The following is a 22,470-nucleotide window of genomic DNA, read 5'->3' on the forward strand; positions in this document are numbered from 1 at the left end:
TTTATTGTGTGATCAGCACAGGGCTGTAGTTGGGTGATGAAATAATATGAGCACGGTCGCTAGTTTGATAGTTTAGTGGGGTGCAGTTTTGTCGGGCAGCGTTGCCGGTGCCGGTCTTGAGACTCGCGCCTTGTCCTGCGGGCCTTCTCGTAGCTTGGGTCAACAATGCGGTATCAATGAGTAATGGGTTACAAATTTAAGTTGGCGCTTGGGTCTTGAGTGACACTTATTGGATCCATGTCTGGCGGTTGCCAATCATCCGGTTGTTATAGAAATGTTATGTTGGGTGATACATGGAGAGCGGTGCAAGTGCTTGTTAAATAAATGTCCTGGTTATGAAGGCACAAGTTTGATTTGGATCCAGGCGGCGAGCGGTAATGACAAATCGAAATATCACTGGCAGGCTGATTTCGAAATGTTCTATGGCAAAATTCGACACGCTCCTATTATCACCAGCATGATCGAAGTATGAATGTGGTCATTTATAAAATCTCTGTAGCGTGCTATTGAAGTTTAGCGGTAACGCCATGAATACACTCGGTGCCGAGTTGAACTAGCCAACTTGCGTCAACGCACCGTCCTGCCACTCCGAAAGAGGCGTGCGAATATGTCAAACAGTTATCCCATCATTTATATCCGTGGTTACGCGATGACGGTCGACGAACGAAATGAAACCGCGGCGGATCCGTTCTGTGGTTTCAACGTCGGTTCAACGTTGTATCGAGCCACTGCCGATAAAGCCCAGCGACCTGAGAAGTTCGTTTTTGAATCGCCCTTGGTACGTCTGACGACTGAATACCAGTACCAGCATGTCTACCAGAATGGAATGGACATCATGGATGAAGGGTGGGAGCCGCCCCTGGATGACAAGGGTAATCCAATCCCCGGCATCCCTCCGCGCTCGATCGTGATACTGCGGTATTACGACGACGGATCGAGTTATCAAGGGGATGGCAGATCCCGAAATATTGAAGAATATGCCAGGCGGCTGAACGCCTTGATCAACAAAATCAAAACCCTCGTGTGCCAGTATCGCGAGGCTGATGGCTCGGTCATGGCTCCGGAAAAGTTTAAATGTTATCTGGTGGCCCATTCCATGGGCGGTCTTGTGGCCCGGGCATTCCTTCAAAGCACCGACCAGGAATTCGAAAAGGCACGCAGAACGGTCGACAAGCTGTTCACCTTTGCCACGCCGCACAATGGCATCGATGTGCTTGGCTTGAACGTCCCCAGTTGGCTGACGGATGACCAGAAGAACACGTTCAACCGGGACATCATGGCGAGGTATCTCAATCTTCAGGATATTTCTCCCGAGTTTAAGGGGAGGGTGGATCTGATACCCGCCAGTGCATTGAAACCGGAGCGGATCTTCTGCATGGTCGGTACCAATCGCGGTGATTACGAGGCGGGGCAAGGTATCGTTCGGGCATTTGTTGGCAACGGTTCCGACGGCTTGGTGCGAATCGATAACGCGTCCCTGTGGGGCCTGGATGACAAGCTCAAACCGGTCCAGGTGGCCACGGCCTATGCCTATCGCTCGCACTCCGGCTATTTCGGCATCGTTAACTCCGAGGAGGCTTATCAGAACCTGGTGCGTTTCCTCTTTGGTGATGTGCGGGTCGACATCAGCCTGATAGTCGAGAGTGTTTCCTTGCCAGAAGTCATTCAGGAAAAAGTGGATGACGGTGCGGAATTTGAAGCCGGCTACCAATTCGAATTTCGTGCCGCGCCCAAAGGCAAGCGCTGGTTTCTCACGCGGCGACAATCGATCGAAGACTCGCCGGCTTGTCGCTCACATGAAGAACTTACACGCCCTGATACCGCCAAACGAACGGTCTACTTGTCGAGCGTATTTCTCTCCAAACGCGGCAAGGTTGATAAGGACAAGGCACTTTCATATGTGATGACGTTCGCCGCCAAAGTACCGGACTACATCATCAATCATCGCTTCTGGCCCGATGCTCACTATGAAGGCACGGATCTTTTTCGAGGGACGGCCATCGTCAGGTTGACGCCACCCGAAAACGCGGACGGTGACTGGAACGTCAGCCTTGCCTGGATGGAAGACCCACACAGCACAATCACTCGAACGGTCCATATAACAGGCCAAGACTCTATCGAAATTGATCTGCCGTTTGATCAACCCCGAGCGCCCGGGATCAAGGGGCTTCTACGGTTGAAGGTCCGGCCATGGGATTGATGCCCTGAGGAGGTCATCGACGGTTTTTACACGGTGCAAGGCGACGGCCGTACAGTGCAGGTCAGCTGGCTGAAAAGTCGGCACACCACCTTTAAGGCCATAAGGGCTGTCGCCATGCACCACTCGGACTCATCGTCTACCCAGGCTTCCAGGTACTCGGCCTCGCCATGTGCGCCACCTTCGAGTTGGCCAACACGACCTTCGACGAGCCGGTGCACAGCATCGCCTTACTGTCCGAACACGGCGGTTCGGTGCAGGCCTCTGCCGGATTCGGCGTGGAAACCAGCGCATTCGATCAGCGCACCTTCGACGCGCTGCTGGTGATGGGCGACAACCTGATCCGACCGACATCACCAGGCATGGTGGCATTTTTGCGCAACGCCAGCCTGACCACCCGACGCCTGGGTTCGATCTGCACCGGCGCGATTGCGCTGGCTGAGGCCGGTTTGCTGGATGGTCGGCGAGCGACGACTCATTGGTGTCATGCACCAGCCTTGCGGCGGGCGTATCCAAAGGTGTTGGTGGAAGAGGATCGCTTCTTCATCAATGACGGCAACATCTGGACCGCGGCCGGCATGAGCGCTTGCGTCGATCTGGCGCTGGTGGAAAAGGATCTGGGGTGCAGAGGTGGCTCGGCAACTGGTGGTGTATCACCGACGGTCGGGAGGGCAGTCGCAGTTTTCGGTGATGCTTGAACTTGAGCCCAAGACCGATCGCATTCAGGCCGAGTTGACCTACGCCAAGCAGCACCTCAAATCAGTGCTGTCGGTAGAAGAACTGGCCGGCGCAGCCAGTCTCAGCCCACGGCAGTTCAGTCGTGTGTTCCATGCCGAAACCGGCCAATCCCCGGCCAAAGCCATCGAAAACCTGCGGGTGGAGGCTGCTCGATTGATGATGGAAACCGGTCGGCACTCTATCGATGTGGTGGCCACCGACACCGGTTTTGGTGATCGCGAGCGTATGCGCCGGGCGTTTATCCGTGCCTTCGGACAGCCGCCGCAAGTGATCCATCGCGCCAATCGCGCTTGATGTCTGTCATGTCCTAAAAGGTGGCGTATTCGGCATTTGAGACAAAATACTGTTGTCGCAATCTTGATCTCGTTGAAGCCCATTCCCTCAGTGAGATCACCGCCATGACCATTGTCAAAGCCGCCGCCGTCCAGATTGCTCCTGTTCTCTACAGCCGTGAAGGCACGGTAGAAAAGGTCGTTAACAAGATTCGTGAACTTGGCGAGAAGGGCGTGCGGTTCGCCGTTTTCCCTGAAACCATACGTGCCGTATTACCCGTATTTCTCCTTTGTGCAGAGCCCGTTCAAAATGGGTTCCGAGCACTACAAATTGCTGGAACAAGCCGTGGTTGTTCCGTCTGCGACTACCGATGCCATCGGCAAGGCAGCCAAAGACGCCAACATGGTGGTGTCCATCGGCGTCAACGAGCGTGATGGCAGCACCCTCTACAACACGCAGTTGCTGTTCGATGCTGACGGCTCCCTGATTCAGGCGCGTCGCAAGATTTCGCCGACTTATCACGAACGCATGATCTGGGGCATGGGTGATGGCTCCGGCCTGCGCGCCACCGACAGCGCGGTCGGGCGCATCGGCCAACTGGCCTGCTGGAAACATTACAACCCGCTGGTGCGTTACGCCTTGATCGAAGACGGCAAACAGATTCACGCCTTGATTTACCCGGGCTCGTTCGCAGGCCAGCTGTTCACACGCCAGATGGAAGTCAGCATCCGCATGCATGCCCTGGAATCGGCTTGTTTCGCGGTGAACTCGATGGCGTGGTTGTACCCGGAACAGCAGGCGCAAATCATGGCCGACACCGGTTGCGAGATCGGCCCGATCTCCGGCGGTTGCTACACCGCGATCATCGATCCTCAAGGTGAAGTCGTCGGTGCACTGACCGAAGGCGAGGGCGAAGTGATCGCTGACATTGACCTGTTCCAGATCGAAATCCGCAAGCGTCAGATGGACGGCCGCGGTCACTAGAGCCGTCCGGAAATACTGAGCCTCAACATCGACCGTACACCGCATCGGCATGTTCACGAACGCAACGATCAGCCGAAGCTGGGCGGCATTCCGACGAAGGGGCCATCACAGGCGCAGACAAAAAAAGGGACCTCCAACAAGCGATGGAGGTCCCCTTTTTTCACGTCTTGTCTTTACAGTTCCTGACCCAAAAAGATCAACGTATTGCCGTGGGCTTCAGCGGCTGCACGCTGGTTGTAGCTGTCGCGATGGGAGCAGTTGAAGCCATGTTCGGCCTCCGGGTACACGACAATTTCCACGTTATCGTTGTTCTCGAAACGCTCGGCGATTTTCTCCACGGCTTCCAGTGAAATGTGGCTGTCCTGTTCACCGAAGTGCATCAGCAGCGGCACTTCGATTTCGTCGGCGCGGTCCAGGTGGTTCTGGATCCCGCCGCCGTAGTAGGCAACGGCCACTTCTACCAGCCCGTTGGCGGCGGTGAGGTAGGACAGCAGGCCGCCAAAGCAATAACCGATGGAAGCGATCCCTCCGTCCAGGCCTGGCTGCGCATCGAGCGCTTCGATGGCCAGTTTGATGTCGGCCTGCGCCTTGTCGATGTCCGTGGCGTTCATCAACTCGACGGCGCGTTTCCAGCCGGCTTCGTCGTAGGTCAATTCGATGCGCTGGCCGTTGCGCCAGAACAGGTCCGGCGCGATCACCAGGTAACCATCGGCGGCGTATTGCTCCGCGACCGAGCGAATGTGTTCATTCACGCCGAAGATCTCCTGGATCAGCACGATCCCCGGGCCTTTGCGGGTATGCGGAATCGCCAGGTAAGCGCCGAATTTACCGTCGGGGCTGTCGATCTCGATCCATTGGGTGGTCACGCTCATGGTGGCTCCTGTCTACACAAGTGAGAGGGATGAAGCTTATTGCGGTGGTGTGGCCTGAAAGCTGGGCAGTGCCTGAATCCGTTTCCACCAGTCATCGAAGCCGTTGACGGCAAACACCTGCGGTGCATCCGGCGTCATTGCCATGTAAGCACAGGCCGGTGCCAGGTAAAAGTCACCCAGGCTCGGATCCTGGCCGGCGACGAATGGATCGGAACCTTTGATTTTCATCAATTCACGCAGGACCATTTTCGAGGCCTCGATGCCTTTGCGACGGGATTCTTCGTTCTTCCCGCCGATAAAGTCGGGGAACAAGTGATAGCCGAACACCGAGCCTAGCGCACCGTAGCCGTAGGAGTCGTAAATTCCCATGACCATGTGTGTGCGAGCACGGTCGTGGGCATTGTCAGGTGTCAGCGAAGGCCCCGGCAGGACTTCGTCAAGATACGCCACGATTGCGTCGGTTTCGATAATCCGGAAACCGTCGTGATCGATGACCGGTACCTTGCCAAACGGATGACGTGCCAGGTGTTCGGGCAGGCGCGGTTCGCCTTTCATCACATTGACCTGCAACTGGTCGAAATCCGCACCTTTTTCCGCAAGCAGCATCTTCACTGTGCGCACATACGTACTGCCGTCAAAACCGTAGAGAGTGAGGCTCATGGCGATTGCTCCGTTCTTATGGAAGTGGAGGACGCGATGAAGACTCTGGCGTATCAACGGTTATTGCAACGCCAGGCGAAGCGAGCCAACAGTGCATCCAGGCTGAGCTTGCCGGCACCCCAGAGCAACAACGGCATTAGGGCTGCAAGGTAGATCAGCGGCAGTTTGAAGTTGCCGTGACCTTTGTTGCTGATGGAGTAACCCTGGGCAAGCTCACTCAATGTAGACCAATCGGCCGGCCAGTGAACGGCGGCGGTCGCGACAAGGGTGACAACGATCAGAATGATGGCCGACACCCGCGTCCCGAGACCTACCAGGATGGCCAGGGCGCCAATCAGCTCGGCCCACATCGACAGTTCCCAGTTCAGCGTGGCCGACACGTGGTTGAACGGAAACGGGAAGGCATCCTGAATGTCGGCAAACCAGTTATCGCCATTCCATTTTTTCAGGCCCGACTCGAAGAATTCCCAGGCAATGAACAGCCGCAGCGTCAAAGGCGCGAGCCAGCTACCGGCACGGTCGAGGTTCAGGTGCAGGCCTTTCACGGCCGAAGAGAGTGAGGTGTTCATGGGCTTGATCTCCGTTCAGACAGTGAGGCGGGGCAACGTTGCCCCGCGCAGAGGGTTACTCGCCGGCGCCGCACTTGCCTTCGCCGCACTTGCCTTCCCCACATTTACCTTCAGCCGGTTTTTCCGCGGTGTCGGCCTGGACCTGGCTGTAGCCGTGGGCCAGTTGCTTCATGCTGAACGCCTCGGATTCGGAGGCCGAAGCCACGTTCGACAGGGCCAGGCTACCTGCGATGATCAGGCCGAGTGTCAGGGAAGAAGTCGAGAGCTTGAACATGGTGATACTCCGTAGCATTGAGTGAGTTGAGCGCTTTGATCGGCTTGGCCGATCGACAGGCACAGTTCATCAAGCGGGTGTATCTGCGATGTGTCTTTTGCCCGGGGTTTTATGGGCGGGGTGTGTCGCAAGCGGGTCTGTACACACTCCGATACACAACCACGAAAAACTCGAGCCTATGCAATCCCCCCTGTGGGAGCGAGCCTGCTCGCGAAGAGGCCGACACAGTCGACATCGAGGCTGTCTGACCCAACGCCATCGCGAGCAGGCTCGCTCCCAAAAGGGGGCAGTGTCGTGAACAAATCCAGGGCCCTGCGCAGATCAACTGTGGGAGCGGGCTTGCTCGCGAAGGCGGTGTGTCAGCCAATGTTGACGTGTCTGATCCACCGCTTTCGCGAGCAAGCCCGCTCCCACAAGGGTCAGTGTCGTGCACAAATCCCGGGCCCTGCGCAGATCAACTGTAGGAGCGAGCCTGCTCGCGATGAGGCCGGCACAGTTGACATCGATGCTGTCTGATCCACCGCTTTCGCGAGCAAGCCCGCTCCCACAAGGGATTCGTGGTGTTTTTGAGAGGGGGAGGCGGCAATCTGTGATCCAGCACCAACCAACAGCGTCTAGCTTCCGTGTCCCCACAATCCCACGGGGCGAGACTTCGGAACCCGGCATGCAAGCGCTGTTGAACGAGATCCTTGACGCCGTCCGGCCGCTGATCGGTCAGGGCAAGGTGGCTGACTACATTCCTGCCCTCGGCACGGTGCCGGCCAATCAGTTGGGCATCGCCGTGTATGGCAACGACGGCGAGTTGTATTGCGCAGGCGATGCCGACACGCCGTTCTCGGTGCAGAGCATTTCCAAGGTGTTCAGCCTGGTGCAGGCCATCGATCATTCCGGCGAAGCGATCTGGGAGCGCCTCGGTCACGAACCTTCCGGTCAACCGTTCAACTCGCTGGTGCAACTGGAGTTCGAACGCGGCCGCCCGCGCAATCCGTTCATCAACGCCGGTGCCCTGGTGATCTGCGACATCAACCAGTCACGCTTTGCCGCGCCCGCGTTGTCGATGCGCGATTTTGTCCGTCGGCTGTCCGGCAACCCGCAGGTCATGGTGGACGGCAAGGTCGCCGAATCCGAATACCAGCACCGCGCGCGTAACGCGGCCATGGCGTACCTGATGCAGTCGTTCGGCAACTTTCACAACGACGTCGAGGCCGTGCTGCGCAGCTACTTCAGCCATTGCGCGGTGCGCATGAACTGCGTGGACCTGGCGCGGGCGTTCTGCTTCCTGGCCAACGACGGGTTCTGCAAACACAGTGGCGAACAGATCCTCACCGCCCGCCAGACCCAACAGGTCAACTCGATCATGGCCACCAGCGGGCTGTACGACGAAGCCGGCAATTTTGCCTATCGCGTTGGTTTGCCGGGCAAGAGCGGCGTCGGCGGGGGGATTGTCGCAGTGGTGCCGGGGCAGTTCACGGTGTGCGTCTGGTCCCCGGAATTGAATGCCGCCGGCAACTCCCTGGCCGGGATGGCGGCGCTGGAATTGTTGAGTCAGCGGATTGGCTGGTCGGTGTTCTAAGGCGTCCGGGCCAGCGTGGTTAATGACGCTTCCTGGATTTTCCTATACATTTTCCAGCCGCCCCCTGCATGGTGAAACCGCTTCATGTCTCTTGCGCTCGAACGTCTAGTCGCTGGCACGCCGATCCCTTTTGCCGGTAATCGTGTCACTGTCGTCAGCCCCGAACTGGCTGCGCGCTTTCAGCCCGGGGACCATTTGCTGGTGGAGCAGGTCAGCGGCGAGTTGTTGTTGATCCCGGTGGCTGACCAGCAAGCGGCGGCCGTCGCCATCGAGCGCGCCGAAGCGGCGTTCACCGCGCTGTCCAGCGTCTCGGACCAGGCGATCAGCGCCTTCTTCGATCTCTTTGCCCAGCGTTTGGAAAACCCTGAGTGCTGGGCCTTGATCGAGGCCGCCAACCTGGCCGACATCGAGCGCGCCAAGGCCCGCGGGCGTTCAACCACTCGACTGCTGGCCGATGAACGCATGCGTCGCGACATGATCGCTGGCCTGCGAGCCTGGCGCGATGCAGCGGCGACTCGCGGCAAGGTGCTCAGTTGCGTCGAGCACGGCGGTTGGAAAGTCGAGCAAGTGGTGTCGCCACTGGGCATCGTCGCGTTCGTGTTCGAAGGCCGGCCGAATGTCTTCGCCGACGCCGCCGGTGTATTGCGCACCGGCAACACCGCCGTGCTGCGCATTGGCAGCGATGCGTTGGGCACCGCTCAGGCCATCGTCACTCACGCACTGAACCCTGCACTCAGTGACGCCGGCTTACCGACTGGCGCGGTGTCTCTGGTGGAAAGCGTCAATCACGCCGCCGGCTGGGCGATGTTCGCCGATCGGCGTTTGTCGCTGGCCGTCGCCCGTGGTTCGGGCCGTGCGGTGAGCCAACTGGGCAGCATTGCCCAACAGGCCGGCACCGCCGTCAGCCTCCACGGCACTGGTGGCGCCTGGCTGATTGCCGACAAAGACGCTGACGCCCAGCGCTTCGCCGCCGTGGTGCGCAATTCGCTGGACCGCAAGGTCTGCAACACCTTGAACGTCTGCCTGATCCAGCGCGACCGCGCAGCCGAACTGGTGCCGCTGTTTCTCGACGCACTGCAACAGGCCGGCACCGCCCGGGGCCAGGGTTGCAAATTGCATATCGTTGAGGGCAGTGAGCAGTGGTTGCCGACTGAATGGCAAACCGGCAGCGTTGAGGTTTATCGCGCCGAAGGCTACCAGACCGAGGCGCTGGCCGAACCGTTGCCCGAGGATCAGTTGGGCCGCGAGTGGGAATGGGAAGAAACCCCGGAAGTCAGCCTGAACATCGTCGACGACCTGGACAGCGCCATCGCCTTGTTCAATCGCTACAGCCCGCAGTTCACCGTGTCGCTGATCAGTGAAGACGGGGCGGCGCACGAACGTTTCTATAACGCGGTCAACGCACCGTTTGTGGGCGACGGGATTACCCGCTGGGTCGATGGGCAGTACGCGCTGAACAAGCCGGAGCTGGGTCTTTCGAATTGGGAGAGCGGGCGCCTGTTCGCCCGCAGCGCCATTCTGTCGGGAGATGGGGTGTTTACCGTTCGTAGTCGCATGACCCAGACCGATCTGTCGGTCAAACGCTGAGCATTCCGGGCACAGGCGACGAACGCACTATAATTAAGGTGTGTTTGCGTCTGTGTCTTGAGTGAGGGCTGCGCCATGAAACTTCATTCTTTTCAGCATTACTCCCATGATCTGGAAGCGGTCATGCACGACACGTGGATTACCGCCAGGGTGAAGTCGGCCCTGGCATTGGCCAAACCCACCCTTGGCCTGCAGATCCACGTCAAAACCCTTGGCTCTACGGTGACTTTGAGCGGTCGAGTCAACACCCATAAACAGTGCGAGCAGGCTGTTGCGCTGGCCCGCACGGTGCCGGGTGTCGTCGAAATCGATGCCCGGGATCTGCTGACTCACGTGTTCACGCCAGGCAGCGTCCCCACAGCACCCAACGCCGAAGAAACAGCCGAGCGTCGGCCACCAACGTCAGCAAAAGACGACAAGTGACAAGGGCAACCGTGTGAGTGCAGCGCTCCCGTTAACCGGGAGCGCCTTGACGCGGGCATTTCAGCTCAAGCAACAATGGATTGTGTTTTTTGGGTGTTCTCTCTTGGGGAGCAAAAGCGGACTATCTGCCGGTCCCTGAGAGGTTTACCCAATGAAACGCGTCCTCATGTTGTTGGCCAACGGTGTCGAGCCGCTGGAAATGGCGGCTTTTACCGATGTGCTCGGTTGGGCCAATCTGCTTGGCGATCAACCCGTGGAATTGATCAATGCCGGACTTCGGCCGCAGATCGTGACGACCTTCAGGCTGTCCCTTAATCCAGGTCATTTGTTGAGTGAGCTGGATCTGGACAGCTTCGATGCCTTGGCATTGCCCGGCGGATTTGAACCGTCGGGCTTTTATGAAGAAGCCTTGAGTGAGCCGTTTCTGGCGGTCATCCGGCACTTTGTCGCGGCCGGTAAAGTCGTCGCCAGTGTCTGCGTATCTTCGGTGTGTCTGGGTGTTGCAGGGGTGCTGAAAGGCAAAGACGCCACGACCTATCACCAAGTGGGTGGCAAACGCAAAAACCAGTTGGTTGAAGCCGGCGCCCGCTTTGTCGACTGGCCTGTGGTGGTCGATGGCCGCATCATCACTTCGAGCGGCCCCGGTACTGCGACGGAAGTTGCCTTCGTGCTGCTGGAACACCTGAGCAGCGCCGCGAACGCAGGCAATATCCGCCAGAAAATGCGCTTTCCGACACCGTCTCGCCAGTGGTATGAAACGCCGCAAGTGCCTTAGACCTGTGCGCCCTCATCTGCCCCGTACATCCGACGAACCTCGCTAGTCCGACACGGCGAACTACGCTTCAACGCCTGAGCGCGAAAGACACCTGTTTACGAAGGCGTAGAGGTCGTCATGAATCAGTCGCAAGAGCAGGTCGCGTCACCCTGGCACGCGGGCGAGCGGCAGTTGCAGGAAAGCGTCGGTGTGGCCGAACGCATGGAAGTCTTCGGGCGCAAGGTGGTGCGCGATTATCTGCCCGAGCAGCATCAGCTGTTCTACGCGCAACTGCCGTATTTGCTGGTGGGTGCCGTCGATGAGCAAGGCGTGCCGTGGGCGACCCTGATTGAAGGGCCGCCCGGATTTGCGCATTCGCCTGATCCCCACCAGTTGCAACTCGAACGCCTGCCCGCCGAGGGCGATCCCGTCAGGCCCGCGCTCAAGGCGGGTGCCTCGGTGGGGCTGCTCGGTATCGATCTGAAAACCCGCCGTCGCAACCGAATGAATGGCCGCATCAGCACCGCCACCCAAGGCGGTTTTGCCGTTGCCGTCGAGCACGCCTTTGGCAACTGCCCGCAATACATTCAACTGCGTGCCGTCGACCCTGGATCGGTGGGCCGCGCTTCATCTGCGGTGGGCGTCGAGCGTTTCGATGAACTCGACGAGGCCGCCCGGGCGACCATTGGCAACGCCGACACCTTTTTCCTTACCAGCTATGTAGACCTCGATGGCGACTCGAAAAAGCGCTCGGTGGATGTCTCGCATCGTGGCGGCAATGCCGGTTTCGTGCGGGTCGAGGGCAACGTGCTGACGATCCCCGATTTCGCCGGCAATCTGCACTTCAATACCTTGGGCAATCTGCTGCTCAATCCACGGGTGGGGCTGCTGTTTGTCGATTTCGAATCGGGTGATGTACTGCAAGTCGCGGGGCGCACCGAGATTATCCTCGAAGGCCCTGAAATAGCGGCGTTCCAGGGTGCAGAACGGCTTTGGCGAATGACGGTGGAGCACGTCGTGCGCCGCGCCGGCGTGCTGTCGCTGCGCTGGCAATTTGAAGGATTCTCCCCCAACAGCCTGATGACCGGCAGTTGGCAGCAGGCCGAGGGTCGATTGCAGGCCGATGCCTTGCGCGATCAATGGCGATTGTTGCGTGTAGCCCGCATCGTCGAGGAAAGCACCAGCATCCGTTCGTTTTACCTGGAGCCGACCGACGACGCCGGCCTGCCGCGCTTTGAGGCCGGGCAGCATTTACCCGTGCGCTTTTGCCTGGCCGAGGGGCAGGCGCCTTTGGTGCGCACTTACAGTCTGTCGAGCGCACCGTCGGACAGTTTCTTTCGTATCAGCGTCAAGCGTGACGGGCTGATTTCGTCGCATCTGCACGAGCGTGTCCGCGAGGGCGATCTGATCGAAGCCCGCGCGCCACAGGGCCGGTTCACGGTGAAAGCCGATGAGCGTCGGCCGCTGGTGTTGCTGGCCGCGGGCGTCGGCGTGACGCCCTTGTTGTCGATGCTGCGCGAGGTGATCTACGAAGGCGAACGCATCCGCCGCACTCGGCCGACCTGGTTTATTCAAAGTGCCCGCAGCCTCGCCGAGCTTGGGTTTCGCGATGAGTTATACGAACTGGCCACCCGTGCCAAGGAATCGGTGCGCGCGCTGCGCCTGCTTAGCCAACCCGAGGACCATGCCCGTGAAGGTGAGGATTTCGAGGTGGCCGGGCGGGTCGACATCGAGTTGCTCAAGGCGTTGCTGCCGTTGGACGATTACGATTTCTACCTGTGCGGGCCCGGTGCTTTTACTCAAGGGATCTATGACAGTTTGCGGGCCTTGCGCATCGGCGACGAGCGCATTCATGCGGAGACGTTCGGTCCTTCCACGCTGGTCCGTCTGCGGGACCAACTGAGCCCGGCTCCGGCACAAGTGCCGGCAGCGGACAGTTCGGTGAAAGTGGTGTTTTCAGCGTCGGCCAAGGAGGCTCGTTGGGAGCCGGGTGGCGGGAGTTTGCTGGAACTGGCTGAAAGCCGTGGCTTGAATCCGGACTTCAGTTGCCGTGGCGGCTCGTGCGGGACGTGCCGCACCCGGCTGCTCAGCGGACAGGTGCATTATCTGAACATGCCCGCCGAGCTGCCGGCGCCAGGGGAAGTACTGATTTGCTGCGCGGTGCCAGCCAAGGGTGATGAGCCCCTGGTGTTAGAGATCTAGGGCGGCCACCCATCAAGCGGCGTCGACGGCTTTGCCATACACGGCGCAGGTAGTCGGGTGCTCGGCCAGTGACACAAAGCTGCGGCTGCTGGCTTCCAGGGCGTCGATCGAACCGGTCTCAATGTCGTAGACCCAGCCATGCAGGTTCAGCTGACCTTTTTCCTGGGCCAGGCGCACGCTCGGATGCGTCTGGATGTTGGCCAGTTGCGCGATGACGTTCTCGCGGACCATCGAACTCACCTTCGCCGCGTCATCGGCATGAGGCCGCGATTCGTTGATGACCTTGGCCGATTCGGCGTGTTGCAGCCATCCGCTGACGGCCGGCAGGTGATCCATGCATTTGCACTTGGCGACGGCGGTCATGGCGCCGCAATCCGAGTGGCCGCAGATCACAATGTCCGTCACGCCCAGTACCGCGACCGCGTATTCGACAGTGGCCGAGACCCCGCCCGGGTGCGGACTGTAGGAGGGCACGATGTTGCCGGCGTTGCGGATCACAAACAATTCACCGGGTTCTTGCTGGGTCAGCAGTTCGGGCACGACACGGCTATCGGAACAGGTGATGAACAACGTGCCGGGATGCTGGGTGGTGGCCAGGTGTTTGAACAGGTCGGTGCGTTGCGGGAACGCTTCTTTCTGGAACTTCAAAAAACCTTCGATGAGCGCTTTCATGGTGATGTCCTCGTAAATGATTCAGATGTCTGTAGCAGCTGTCCTGTGGCGAGGGGGCTTGCGTGTGTTCAGATCGGTTAGAAAGGACGCAGTGGCAGGAACTTGCCATCAAGGGTGATCACAGCGCGGTGGCCGCCTTCCGGATCTTCGACCTTTTTCATGTCGAGTTTGAAGTTGATCGCGCTGATGATGCCGTCGCCAAACTGCTCATGAACCAGGGCTTTCAAGGTAGTGCCGTAGATCTGGATCATTTCGTAGAAACGGTAGATGGTCGGGTCGGTTGGCACACCCGAGAGGCTGCCGCGCAGCGGGATGATTTGCAGGCGGGCCACGGCGTCGGCGTCCAGCTCCAGTCTCTCGCCGATCACTTTGGCGGCGGATTCCGGCAGCGGGTGCTGGCCGAGCAGGGCGGCGGTGACGTAGGCCAGACCGAGGCCGGTGCCTTCGGTCAGGTCCTGCCAGGACAGATTTTTGCGGGCCTTGGCGTCGAGGATCGAGGTGGTCAGGGCCAGACTTGGGTCGTTGTAAGCGTGGGACTGTTGCATGGTGTTTCTCCTGTCGGCGATGTGTTGCTTGGGTGTGAAGCAATTTTCTGCCGATTGATCCATAGCGTCCAAGACCGATATACAATGCTGTGCATAAGTCCTGCCTATAGATGGTGTGCCCCATGCTGCTGCGACATCTGCGTTATCTGCTGGCGGTTGCCGACCACGGCGGCTTCACGCGCGCCGCCGAGGCGTTGCACGTTTCACAACCGACCCTGTCCCAGCAAATCCGCCAGTTGGAAGAAACCTTGGGCGTGAGCCTGTTCGACCGAACTTCGCGCACGGTCAAACCAACGGATGCAGGCGAGGCCTACATCGAGTGCGCACGTCGAGTATTGGTGGAACTGGAAGCCGGCAAGCGGGCGCTGCATGACGTGAAGGACTTGTCGCGCGGCACCTTGCGCCTGGCCATGACGCCGACGTTCATGGCGTATCTGGTGGGGCCGTTGGTGCGCGATTACGTGGCGCGGTTTCCCAACATCCATCTGCAGATTTTCGAGTTGTCGATGGATGACATCGAGGCGGGGCTGGTGGATGACTCGCTGGACATCGCCATCGCGTTTACCCAGGTCAGAAATGCCGACATCGAGTCGATCCCGGCGTTTACCGAAACCTTGGGGGTGATGGTGGGGCGGGATCATCCGTTATATGAACGCCAAGTCGCGCTGTCCGCTGAAGAGGTGGCGCAACTGGATTTTGCGCTGTTGGCCGCGGACTTCGTCACCCGCACCCGTATCAATGAATATTTTGCTCAGGAGCTGATCACGCCGAAGGTGGTGATTGAGGTCAACTCGGTGAGCACGTTGCTGGAGGTTATTCGGCACACGGCCATCGCCACCATCCTTCCGGAGCCCATCGCCACTCAGGATCGGGCACTGCACAAAATTCCGTTGCTGGGGGAAGCGCCTACGCGCGGGGCGGCGCTGCTTCGGCGCAAGAACAACTATCACAGCGCGGCGTCTGTGGCGTTCATGAATCTGGTGTTGGGCGCGGGGGCGACGGAGTCAGTCGTCCAGTGATTGGCAGACGCCATTGGGGGCCTTGCCCGTGGAGCTCACGGTCACCGAGTCGTCATCGGCGAGAACGATCGAAATCGTGACGCCCGAACCCTTGGCTTCGAAGCTGCGCGCTTTGATCATGGCTTTGGTTTCGGCTTCTACGTTGTTGATCAACACCGGTCCGTCCTGATCCGCGTGAATGATGATTTTCCCGGGGCATTCCACATCAAATGAGGGAACACCTTCGATCTTGTTTGCGTGAGCAAGCGTTGCGGTCGCCAGCAACAGCAGAAATGTCAGAGTATTTTTCATCGCAAGTCTCCAAGGGCACAACAGCGAATACGCTTAACGATAGCTGTATTTGCTGCGCACGAGACAAACAAAAAAAGGCCCCGCTCGATATTACGAGCGGGGCCTTTTTGTTGATTAGCGGCGGGGGATATCAGTAGAACCGGTCAATCACCCGAACTTCATTCTGGTTCTGCATCGAGGCCCACGCCTGTTTCAGCGTTTGCAGAACATGACCGATGAAGTCCTTGTCGGCCGCGGCTTTCTTGCCGACGTAGCCCTGGCCGCGACGGTACATCTTCAGTCGGGCGAGCAGGTTCTGGTTGTTCTGGTCGAACTCGGCTTCGTGGGCGTGCGGCGACAGGCAGTCGATATGAACCTGGCCCGATTTGCTGATCCACAGAATGTGGCTGTCATGGCTGTCTTTTTGCGCAGCGAAGATACCAGCCAGTTCATCGATAGTAGGTTGATTGTTCAGATTCATAATATGCCCCTTGACCATTTGGTGATCTTTCAAAGTTGATTCGCTAATACAGGTAGCCCATCGGTTAGTTGATCCCTGGCACCGAAACCAGGACGTCAGCGGTCAGCCGTCGATTCGACGGGGTGTCGCGTCTGTTGCATGTAGTCGTGTTGAATAACTGCTACGCAATAGCGTCACAACGAAGAGAAGCAGCGAAAACCTGGAGGCTACCGCCGACTTTTGAGGGTCGGCCACAAGCTTCATGAGGATTGATCGCCAGCGCTTCTCGTCCTTGTACTGGACGTTCGGGCCAGGTCAGCTTCTTCAATCTGCCTTGTGGGCAGCGTGTATCCGGGAAAAACAGCTCGGCGGTCAGACGAGCTTGCTCAAACATGTTGCTGTACTCCCGATCGGGGAGATGTCTGCATCATGCAAGGGCAAATCGGAGGCGTCAACCGTTATGTAGTGATTATTTTCAGTCACTACATATTGTCGGACAAAGCGCTTTGGAATTAAAAAGGGGAGTCACAACGGGCCGATCAGGACGATGGCTGCGGGCTTTGGAAGCGGTAGAAGGTGCAGGGATAACCGTCTACCGGCCGCTGATGCAGGGTGAATTCATCGCCCGCGAGCTGTGGCATCACCTTGGCCCAGAACCGCCGTGCAGGCGGGTTCGCGTCGATGTGGAAAATCTGCCATTGACCGGGGAACCGGCTCAAGAGGGTGGAAACGACAAACTTCGCGACACCTTGGCCACGAAAGCGCCGACTGACAAAAAGGTAGCCGATGTTGTGCTCGGCACCTTCGATATGAACGTCGTCGTCCACGGTCACGAAACCGGCGAGCTCACCGTCCACCTTGATCAGAAACGGTCGGGTCGCGGGGTTGCGCCAGTAATCCGTTTTCGGCTGAATGTTGTAGAAGCCGTGTTCTCCTAGTTTCAGTGGCAGCCACTCGCTGAAATCGTGCATGTAGAACTGCATCAGGTTTTCGATCGTGTCCAGTTTATCGCGGTGTGCGGCGTGCAGTTCGATCGCAGGCATGCTGGCTCGCTCCAGATCGCTGGGCCATCCGTGGCCCTTTCGGGATCACTCAGTGGGGGGCGAAGTCGTACGTCCCACCTGTCTTTAACGCAGCGGCGTAGGCAGGACGTACCTGGAAGCGTTGTACCCAGGCCGCCACATGAGGATAGTTGCCCAGCTTGCCCTGAGCCCGGGCGATCTCGCCGATAAAGCTCATCTGGATATCGGCGGCGCTGAACTCATCACCCAGCAGGTAATCGGACTGGCTCAATGCCGTGTCGAGGTAGCCGAGGTAGTTGGCCACTTCCGAGTTGATACGCGGATGCAGCGGTGCACCAGCTTCACCCAGACGCCCGACGTACAGGTTCAACATCAGCGGCAGCATGGCCGAGCCTTCGGCGAAGTGCAGCCACTGGACGTATTCGTCGTAGGCGGGGGTAGACGGATCGGGTTGCAGGCGCCCCTGGCCATGACGGCGAATCAGGTAGTCGATGATCGCGGAGGACTCGATCAGCTTCTGCGCGCCATCCTCGATAACCGGCGATTTGCCCAAGGCGTTGATCGCTTTCAATTCCGGCGGTGCCAGATTGGTTTTCGGGTCACGCTGATAGCGTTTCAGCTCATAAGGAATGGCCAGTTCTTCCAGCAGCCAGAGAATCCGTTGGGAGCGGGAGTTGTTCAGGTGGTGCACGATAATCATAAACAAGGTTCCTGTAGCAGCTGTCGAGTGAAACGAGGCTGCGATGCCTTTTCAGAAAATGGGGCCATCGCCGGGCTTGAAGAACACTAGACCATTACGGCCCATTCGAAGTGCCCTCAAGCTTTGCTGGCTGGTTTCGCCGCGCGTTTGGCGCCAGTTGATGGCTTGCGCTTGGTGGGCTTTCGTTTGTTTTTCCACGGTGTGGCACCACGCCCGGCCGGGCTCGCCGGCCCACTGATGGTCAGGCTCAGACCGGCACAACGGGCGACCTGCTTGCTCATCCATGCGGCCTGTTTGGTGACGAACTCTTCCAGGCTCATCTCGCCGCTTTGTACCATGTCCAGCGCCTGTTCCCAGATGGCCGTCGTGCCGGGGTCGGCAATGGCGCGCGGCACCGCATCGATCAGGCTGAAGGCGGCCGGGGTCGCGGCCAGGGCTTTACCGTTCTTGATCAGGTAGCCGCGGTCGAGCAGGCCCTGGATGATCGAGGCGCGGGTGGCTTCAGTGCCAATGCCTGTGGTGTCCTTGAGCTTCTGTTTGAGCAGCGGGTCTTCCACCAGTTTGGCGACGTTCTTCATTGCTTTGATCAGGTCGCCTTCGGTGAACGGTTTCGGCGGTTGCGTCCAGAGGTCCTTGAGCTTCACATCGGCCACCGCGCAGTCACGCCCTTCGGCCAATGCCGGCAGCGTTTGCGGTGCCGGCGCCTCGCGACCCTTCGCCGGGGCGAGCGCCTCGGGCAGCGCGCGTTTCCAGCCGGGCTCGACGATCTGCTTGCCGACGGCACGCAAGGCTTCACCGGCGCAGTCGAAGTCAGCCTGGGTGCGGTCGTATTCATGGTTGGGCAGGAACTGCGCCAGATAACGCGCACGGATCAGGGTGTACACCGCGCGTTGCTTGCCCACCAGTCGATCAAGATTTTTTGCTGCCGCCGTCGGAATGATGCCGTGGTGAGCCGTGACCTTGGCATCGTTCCAGGCGCGAGAGCGGCGCTGTGGCTCCAGGTGGTCGTTCAAGGCGTTCAGCGATGGATCGGCATGGCGGAGCGCGGCGAGTATGCCCGGGGCTTCGCTGTGCTGGCTCATCGGCAGGAAACCGCAATCGCTGCGCGGATAGGTGATGACCTTGTGGGTTTCATAGAGCGCCTGGGCTATGTCGAGAGTTTCCTGGGCGCCGAGCCCGAGTTTCTTCGAGCAGACTTCCTGCAAGGTGCCCAGATCGAACGGCAGCGGCGCGACTTCACGCATCCGCTCGGTACGCAGCTTGATCACCCGGGCACTCGCCGCGCTGTTGATGGCGGCGGCCGCTTGCTGGGCCAGCGCCTGATTCAGGCAGCGATCCTGATCGTCACAAACGTCGGATGCCGCGCGCCACTGGGCAGTGAACGCCGTACCGTCGTGCAACAGCTGCACGTCGATGGCCCAATAGGCGACCGGCACGAAATCGGCAATGCTGCGGTCGCGATCCACCACCAGCCGCAAGGTCGGCGTCTGCACCCGGCCCACCGGCAACACGCCTTGATAACCGGACTGTCGCCCCAGCAGCGTAAACAACCGGCTCATGTTCATCCCGATCAACCAGTCGGCTCGGGAACGTCCCAGCGCCGAATGATAAAGGCTGAAAGTCTCTGCACCCGGTTTGAGCGCCGCCAGCGCCTTGCGGATCGACGCATCGTCCAGCGCCGACAGCCACAGTCGCCAGATCGGCCCGCGATAGCGGCAATGTTCGACCAACTCCCGGGCAATCATCTCGCCCTCACGGTCGGCGTCGGTGGCAATCACCAGCTCATCAGCCTCGCCGAGCAAGCGTTTGACCGCCTTGTACTGGCTGGCCGTGCGCGGTTTGACCGTCATCTTCCATTTTTCCGGAATGATTGGCAGATCCGCTAGCACCCATCGCTTGTATCGTGCGTCGTAGGCATCCGGCGGCGCGGTTTCCAGCAGATGGCCGATGCACCAGGTCACCGTGACATCCGTTCCCAGCCAGCAGCCGTCGCCCCGACGCTTGGCGCCGAGTACTGCCGCGATGTCTTTGGCCTGGGAAGGTTTTTCACAGAGGTACAGCTGCATAACCACCGTCGTTCATCAAATGTGCAAGAGGCGCACAGAATGGCCGGTGATGAGCAATGGATCAATCATTATCTGTATGGATGTACAGCTTATGCGTTGCGATTGATTGCCAGGGCCGGGCGATGTACATCGGCAGGTGACCAGATCCGCGCCTGATCTGGATTTCAGGTGGTCCACACTTCTAGCGTGACGGCACCGTGATTGTTGAAGTACATCAACCGCGCGTCGTTGGCGAAGCAGAGGAGTGGACCGGAGGCCGGCGCTACCCAGCCCTCCGGCCAGCGGAGTCCATCGCCAATGGCAAAAAAACTGTCGCGATCCTTGCCAATTGCCCCCACGAGCGTGAACCAGGCGACATCCGCTGATTGACAGCGAATGAAACGTTCGAAAGGTCGCAATTTTTCAATGCGCAAGCCGTTGGCATCGTGCGGCTGGTTCCAGTCGGTCCATGACCCTGACGCCCGAAAGAAATAGCGTTCTCCAGAGGTGAGTTGCACCGGTGTCTCGAACCAGGGGTCATCCGCTTCCACGGAGCCGCGATAGAGCAGTTTTCCGGCCCCCGGGGGGGCAATTTGCGAATCAGGCATGGAGAAGACCCTTAGATTGCTGAGACTCGAAACCCCACGCCACGAACGCTTATCTGCACAGTAGGGAAGTGACCGCTGACATGAATCGTAGATGATATTTCAACGTAGCCAGGTTTGTTGTCCGCGAGTCTCGCTGACAGCCGCATCGCCCCGTTCGGCTGCGAAGCAGTCGTGGTTGCGAAATTTGGGTTATACCTGACAGTTCGCAGTCTCAAATTTTGGGGCCGCTGCGCAGCCAGCGGGAGCAAGGTCCCTCGCTACATGAGCGGGGCGCAAATCTTGCTTTCACAGGTCCATCACCGTCATGAGGAACGTATTCCATGAAAAGCACCGGTCCTAGTCCTGTCATTACCATCGCAGAGCAGCCAGGCATTCTGTTGGTGAAATTTCACGGTATTCAGGTGGCCGCCTCCTCGCGCGCACTGGTGCTGCTTGAGGCCAATTATCCTCCGGTGTACTACGTTCCATGGGAGGACATTGCCGAAGAGTATTTCGCCCGTACCGACCACACGACCTATTGCCCGTACAAAGGCGACGCCACTTATTACAGCCTGCAAATCCCGGGGCATGAGGGCGCTAACGCGGTGTGGCGCTATGAAGACCCCAAAGTGTCGGTCGATCAGATTCGCGGCTACGTGGCGTTCTATCCAGATCAGGTTACGTTTGAGGTGCTCAAAGACGTTGAGTGATGTCGCGCATTGACGGTAATGCTGGTCACTTAACCCAATCTCCAGTCGAGCACGAACCCTGGGGTGAGGGGCGTTATTACATCAGCGAACAGCCCCCACCAGCGTAGATTCATCAATCTGACCAATCGAAGTCACCCCCGTTAACGTCATGGCCACGCGCATTTCCTTGGCGAAGATATCCAGCATGTTCTCCACCCCGCGTTGACCACCGGCCGCCAGTGCATAGGCCATGGATCGCCCCAGCAACACGCCTTTGGCGCCCATGGCCAGCATTCGCACGACATCCAGCCCCGAGCGAATACCCGAGTCGACCAGCACCGTCAGGTCATTCCCCACCGCTTGCATGATCGGCGGCAATGCCTTGGTGGTAGAGAGCACGCCGTCAAGCTGCCGCCCACCGTGGTTCGACACCACAATGCCGTCCGCACCAAAGCTGACCGCGTCCCTGGCATCCTGCGGGTCGAGGATGCCTTTGATGATCATCGGGCCTTTCCAGAATTCACGAATCCACTCCAGATCGCTCCAGCTGATCGACGGGTCGAAGTTATTGGCCAGCCAGCCCATGTAGTCCTCGAGCGTGACGGCTTTGCCAAGGTACTTCGAAATGTTGCCCAGGTCGTGTGGACGACCCATAACGCCGACGTTGAGCGCCCAGTCGGGCCGGGTCATGGCCTGAAGCATTCGCCGCGATGACGCGAAAGGACCTGACATGCCTGAATGCGCGTCCCGGTAGCGGGCGCCGGGGGTGGGCATGTCGACGGTAAACACCAGGTTTTTTACCCCGGCGGCTTTCGCGCGTTCCAGGGCATTTTTCATGAAGCCCCGGTCTTTGAGCACGTACAGCTGAAACCAGATGGATTGCTGGCTCTGCGCCGCGACTTCCTCGATCGAACACACCGATACCGTTGAAAGGCACAGGGGAATGCCTTTGTTTTCCGCTGCTCTGACCGCCTGCACTTCACCTCGGCGGGCGAACATGCCCGTCAGGCCGACCGGCGCCAATATGACGGGCATTGAAAGCGGTTGATCGAAGAGGGTGGTTTGCAGGCTCAGGGTTTCGACGTTTTTCAGAATGCGCTGGCGCAGGCTGATGCCCGTCAGGTCGGCGCTGTTGGCCCTCAGGGTATGCTCTGCATAAGCCCCGCCATCGATGTAGTCGAACAGGAAACGCGGGAGTTTGCGACGTGCTGCCTCGCGGTAGTCGGATGCGGATGAAATGATCATGGTGCCTCGGTCGGGTGAGTGTCGGGGCTGTAAAGATCGTTGAGCTTACCTGTGGCGAGGGGATTTATCCCCGTTGGGCTGCGAAGCGGCCCTCAGCGTTCTTTCATACA

General features: G+C 59.1%; 21 protein-coding genes and 2 pseudogenes. 10 read left to right on the forward strand and 13 right to left on the reverse strand.

Annotated features, from left to right (window positions below; all coding sequences use genetic code 11):
- The first annotated feature begins 607 nt into the window (after positions 1-607).
- The 3 genes and pseudogenes from EYC95_RS09660 to EYC95_RS09670 all read left to right on the forward strand — a co-directional run.
- Positions 608-2,200: a triacylglycerol lipase gene (locus EYC95_RS09660; protein WP_131060147.1), complete on the forward strand. Its 1,593-nt coding sequence runs from the start codon at positions 608-610 to the stop codon at positions 2,198-2,200.
- A gap of 167 nt (positions 2,201-2,367) precedes the next feature.
- Positions 2,368-3,229 (forward strand): annotated as a pseudogene (locus EYC95_RS09665) (GlxA family transcriptional regulator).
- Between the two features lie 104 nt (positions 3,230-3,333).
- Positions 3,334-4,273: pseudogene (locus EYC95_RS09670) on the forward strand (nitrilase-related carbon-nitrogen hydrolase); the annotation flags it as partial.
- A 92-nt stretch (positions 4,274-4,365) separates the two neighbouring features.
- On the opposite strand, the gene EYC95_RS09675 reads toward EYC95_RS09670, so the two are convergent.
- The 4 genes from EYC95_RS09675 to EYC95_RS09690 are packed head-to-tail and all read right to left on the reverse strand — an operon-like array spanning position 4,366 to position 6,567.
- Positions 4,366-5,064, reverse strand: coding sequence for a dienelactone hydrolase family protein (locus tag EYC95_RS09675; protein WP_131060148.1), 699 nt, complete (start codon positions 5,062-5,064; stop codon positions 4,366-4,368).
- Between the two features lie 36 nt (positions 5,065-5,100).
- On the reverse strand, positions 5,101-5,724 hold the full coding sequence (locus EYC95_RS09680; protein WP_131060149.1) for a glutathione S-transferase family protein: 624 nt from the start codon (positions 5,722-5,724) through the stop codon (positions 5,101-5,103).
- A 53-nt stretch (positions 5,725-5,777) separates the two neighbouring features.
- Positions 5,778-6,293 carry a DoxX family protein gene (locus tag EYC95_RS09685; protein WP_131060150.1) on the reverse strand — a complete coding sequence of 172 codons (516 nt, stop codon included), beginning with the start codon at positions 6,291-6,293 and terminating at the stop codon, positions 5,778-5,780.
- Positions 6,294-6,348: 55 nt separating this feature from the next.
- Positions 6,349-6,567 carry a hypothetical protein gene (locus EYC95_RS09690; RefSeq protein ID WP_131060151.1) on the reverse strand — a complete coding sequence of 73 codons (219 nt, stop codon included), beginning with the start codon at positions 6,565-6,567 and terminating at the stop codon, positions 6,349-6,351.
- 664 nt (positions 6,568-7,231) lie between these two features.
- On the opposite strand from EYC95_RS09690, the gene glsB reads away from it, so the two are divergent.
- The 5 genes from glsB to EYC95_RS09725 all read left to right on the forward strand — a co-directional run bounded on the left by glsB (position 7,232) and on the right by EYC95_RS09725 (position 13,106).
- A complete protein-coding gene (gene glsB / locus EYC95_RS09705) occupies positions 7,232-8,140 on the forward strand; it encodes a glutaminase B (RefSeq protein ID WP_010459549.1) in 909 nt (302 codons plus the stop codon).
- An 84-nt stretch (positions 8,141-8,224) separates the two neighbouring features.
- On the forward strand, positions 8,225-9,727 hold the full coding sequence (locus EYC95_RS09710) for an aldehyde dehydrogenase family protein (RefSeq protein WP_131060153.1): 1,503 nt from the start codon (positions 8,225-8,227) through the stop codon (positions 9,725-9,727).
- Positions 9,728-9,802: 75 nt separating this feature from the next.
- Positions 9,803-10,150 (forward strand): BON domain-containing protein, encoded by a 348-nt coding sequence (locus EYC95_RS09715; RefSeq protein ID WP_131060154.1) that lies wholly within the window; start codon positions 9,803-9,805, stop codon positions 10,148-10,150.
- A gap of 151 nt (positions 10,151-10,301) precedes the next feature.
- Positions 10,302-10,925: a DJ-1/PfpI family protein gene (locus tag EYC95_RS09720; RefSeq protein WP_131060155.1), complete on the forward strand. Its 624-nt coding sequence runs from the start codon at positions 10,302-10,304 to the stop codon at positions 10,923-10,925.
- 117 nt (positions 10,926-11,042) lie between these two features.
- Complete coding sequence (locus EYC95_RS09725) at positions 11,043-13,106, forward strand: pyridoxamine 5'-phosphate oxidase family protein (RefSeq protein WP_131060156.1); 2,064 nt, start codon at positions 11,043-11,045, stop codon at positions 13,104-13,106.
- 12 nt (positions 13,107-13,118) lie between these two features.
- On the opposite strand, the gene EYC95_RS09730 is transcribed toward EYC95_RS09725, so the two are convergent.
- Together EYC95_RS09730 and cynS are read right to left on the reverse strand one after the other, a co-directional pair.
- Positions 13,119-13,778 (reverse strand): carbonic anhydrase, encoded by a 660-nt coding sequence (locus tag EYC95_RS09730; protein WP_131060157.1) that lies wholly within the window; start codon positions 13,776-13,778, stop codon positions 13,119-13,121.
- A 77-nt stretch (positions 13,779-13,855) separates the two neighbouring features.
- Positions 13,856-14,323 carry a cyanase gene (gene cynS / locus EYC95_RS09735; RefSeq protein WP_131060158.1) on the reverse strand — a complete coding sequence of 156 codons (468 nt, stop codon included), beginning with the start codon at positions 14,321-14,323 and terminating at the stop codon, positions 13,856-13,858.
- Positions 14,324-14,445: 122 nt separating this feature from the next.
- On the opposite strand from cynS, the gene cynR reads away from it, so the two are divergent.
- Entirely contained in the window at positions 14,446-15,342 is an 897-nt protein-coding gene (cynR, locus tag EYC95_RS09740; RefSeq protein WP_131060159.1) for a transcriptional regulator CynR, read from the forward strand.
- On the opposite strand, the gene EYC95_RS09745 is transcribed toward cynR, so the two are convergent.
- The 6 genes from EYC95_RS09745 to EYC95_RS09770 form a co-directional block, all read right to left on the reverse strand.
- A complete protein-coding gene (locus EYC95_RS09745; protein WP_131060160.1) occupies positions 15,328-15,633 on the reverse strand; it encodes a hypothetical protein in 306 nt (101 codons plus the stop codon). The genes cynR and EYC95_RS09745 overlap by 15 nt on opposite strands.
- A gap of 130 nt (positions 15,634-15,763) precedes the next feature.
- Entirely contained in the window at positions 15,764-16,093 is a 330-nt protein-coding gene (locus tag EYC95_RS09750) for a hypothetical protein (RefSeq protein WP_131060161.1), read from the reverse strand.
- A gap of 518 nt (positions 16,094-16,611) precedes the next feature.
- A complete protein-coding gene (locus EYC95_RS09755; RefSeq protein WP_131060162.1) occupies positions 16,612-17,115 on the reverse strand; it encodes a GNAT family N-acetyltransferase in 504 nt (167 codons plus the stop codon).
- Between the two features lie 49 nt (positions 17,116-17,164).
- Positions 17,165-17,794, reverse strand: a complete 630-nt coding sequence (locus EYC95_RS09760; protein WP_131060163.1) for a glutathione S-transferase family protein — start codon at positions 17,792-17,794, stop codon at positions 17,165-17,167.
- A 116-nt stretch (positions 17,795-17,910) separates the two neighbouring features.
- Positions 17,911-19,860: a DNA topoisomerase III gene (locus EYC95_RS09765; protein WP_131060164.1), complete on the reverse strand. Its 1,950-nt coding sequence runs from the start codon at positions 19,858-19,860 to the stop codon at positions 17,911-17,913.
- 164 nt (positions 19,861-20,024) lie between these two features.
- A complete protein-coding gene (locus EYC95_RS09770; RefSeq protein WP_131060165.1) occupies positions 20,025-20,447 on the reverse strand; it encodes a hypothetical protein in 423 nt (140 codons plus the stop codon).
- A 320-nt stretch (positions 20,448-20,767) separates the two neighbouring features.
- On the opposite strand from EYC95_RS09770, the gene EYC95_RS09775 reads away from it, so the two are divergent.
- Positions 20,768-21,136: a DUF427 domain-containing protein gene (locus tag EYC95_RS09775; protein ID WP_131060166.1), complete on the forward strand. Its 369-nt coding sequence runs from the start codon at positions 20,768-20,770 to the stop codon at positions 21,134-21,136.
- A gap of 81 nt (positions 21,137-21,217) precedes the next feature.
- Here the strand turns inward: EYC95_RS09775 and lldD are convergent, their stop codons facing one another.
- Positions 21,218-22,360, reverse strand: coding sequence for an FMN-dependent L-lactate dehydrogenase LldD (gene lldD / locus EYC95_RS09780; RefSeq protein ID WP_131060167.1), 1,143 nt, complete (start codon positions 22,358-22,360; stop codon positions 21,218-21,220).
- Positions 22,361-22,470: the final 110 nt, after the last annotated feature.

Origin of the sequence: Pseudomonas sp. BGI-2 (assembly GCF_004310295.1) — a bacterium.
In the GTDB taxonomy this organism is placed as follows: Bacteria; Pseudomonadota; Gammaproteobacteria; order Pseudomonadales; family Pseudomonadaceae; genus Aquipseudomonas.

Coding starts and splice junctions, on each gene's coding strand:
- EYC95_RS09660 (WP_131060147.1), top strand. CDS start 608: ATGTCAAACAGTTATCCCATCATTTATATCCGTGGTTACGCGATGACG.
- EYC95_RS09675 (WP_131060148.1), bottom strand. CDS start 5,064: ATGAGCGTGACCACCCAATGGATCGAGATCGACAGCCCCGACGGTAAA.
- EYC95_RS09680 (WP_131060149.1), bottom strand. CDS start 5,724: ATGAGCCTCACTCTCTACGGTTTTGACGGCAGTACGTATGTGCGCACA.
- EYC95_RS09685 (WP_131060150.1), bottom strand. CDS start 6,293: ATGAACACCTCACTCTCTTCGGCCGTGAAAGGCCTGCACCTGAACCTC.
- EYC95_RS09690 (WP_131060151.1), bottom strand. CDS start 6,567: ATGTTCAAGCTCTCGACTTCTTCCCTGACACTCGGCCTGATCATCGCA.
- glsB (WP_010459549.1), top strand. CDS start 7,232: ATGCAAGCGCTGTTGAACGAGATCCTTGACGCCGTCCGGCCGCTGATC.
- EYC95_RS09710 (WP_131060153.1), top strand. CDS start 8,225: ATGTCTCTTGCGCTCGAACGTCTAGTCGCTGGCACGCCGATCCCTTTT.
- EYC95_RS09715 (WP_131060154.1), top strand. CDS start 9,803: ATGAAACTTCATTCTTTTCAGCATTACTCCCATGATCTGGAAGCGGTC.
- EYC95_RS09720 (WP_131060155.1), top strand. CDS start 10,302: ATGAAACGCGTCCTCATGTTGTTGGCCAACGGTGTCGAGCCGCTGGAA.
- EYC95_RS09725 (WP_131060156.1), top strand. CDS start 11,043: ATGAATCAGTCGCAAGAGCAGGTCGCGTCACCCTGGCACGCGGGCGAG.
- EYC95_RS09730 (WP_131060157.1), bottom strand. CDS start 13,778: ATGAAAGCGCTCATCGAAGGTTTTTTGAAGTTCCAGAAAGAAGCGTTC.
- cynS (WP_131060158.1), bottom strand. CDS start 14,323: ATGCAACAGTCCCACGCTTACAACGACCCAAGTCTGGCCCTGACCACC.
- cynR (WP_131060159.1), top strand. CDS start 14,446: ATGCTGCTGCGACATCTGCGTTATCTGCTGGCGGTTGCCGACCACGGC.
- EYC95_RS09745 (WP_131060160.1), bottom strand. CDS start 15,633: ATGAAAAATACTCTGACATTTCTGCTGTTGCTGGCGACCGCAACGCTT.
- EYC95_RS09750 (WP_131060161.1), bottom strand. CDS start 16,093: ATGAATCTGAACAATCAACCTACTATCGATGAACTGGCTGGTATCTTC.
- EYC95_RS09755 (WP_131060162.1), bottom strand. CDS start 17,115: ATGCCTGCGATCGAACTGCACGCCGCACACCGCGATAAACTGGACACG.
- EYC95_RS09760 (WP_131060163.1), bottom strand. CDS start 17,794: ATGATTATCGTGCACCACCTGAACAACTCCCGCTCCCAACGGATTCTC.
- EYC95_RS09765 (WP_131060164.1), bottom strand. CDS start 19,860: ATGCAGCTGTACCTCTGTGAAAAACCTTCCCAGGCCAAAGACATCGCG.
- EYC95_RS09770 (WP_131060165.1), bottom strand. CDS start 20,447: ATGCCTGATTCGCAAATTGCCCCCCCGGGGGCCGGAAAACTGCTCTAT.
- EYC95_RS09775 (WP_131060166.1), top strand. CDS start 20,768: ATGAAAAGCACCGGTCCTAGTCCTGTCATTACCATCGCAGAGCAGCCA.
- lldD (WP_131060167.1), bottom strand. CDS start 22,360: ATGATCATTTCATCCGCATCCGACTACCGCGAGGCAGCACGTCGCAAA.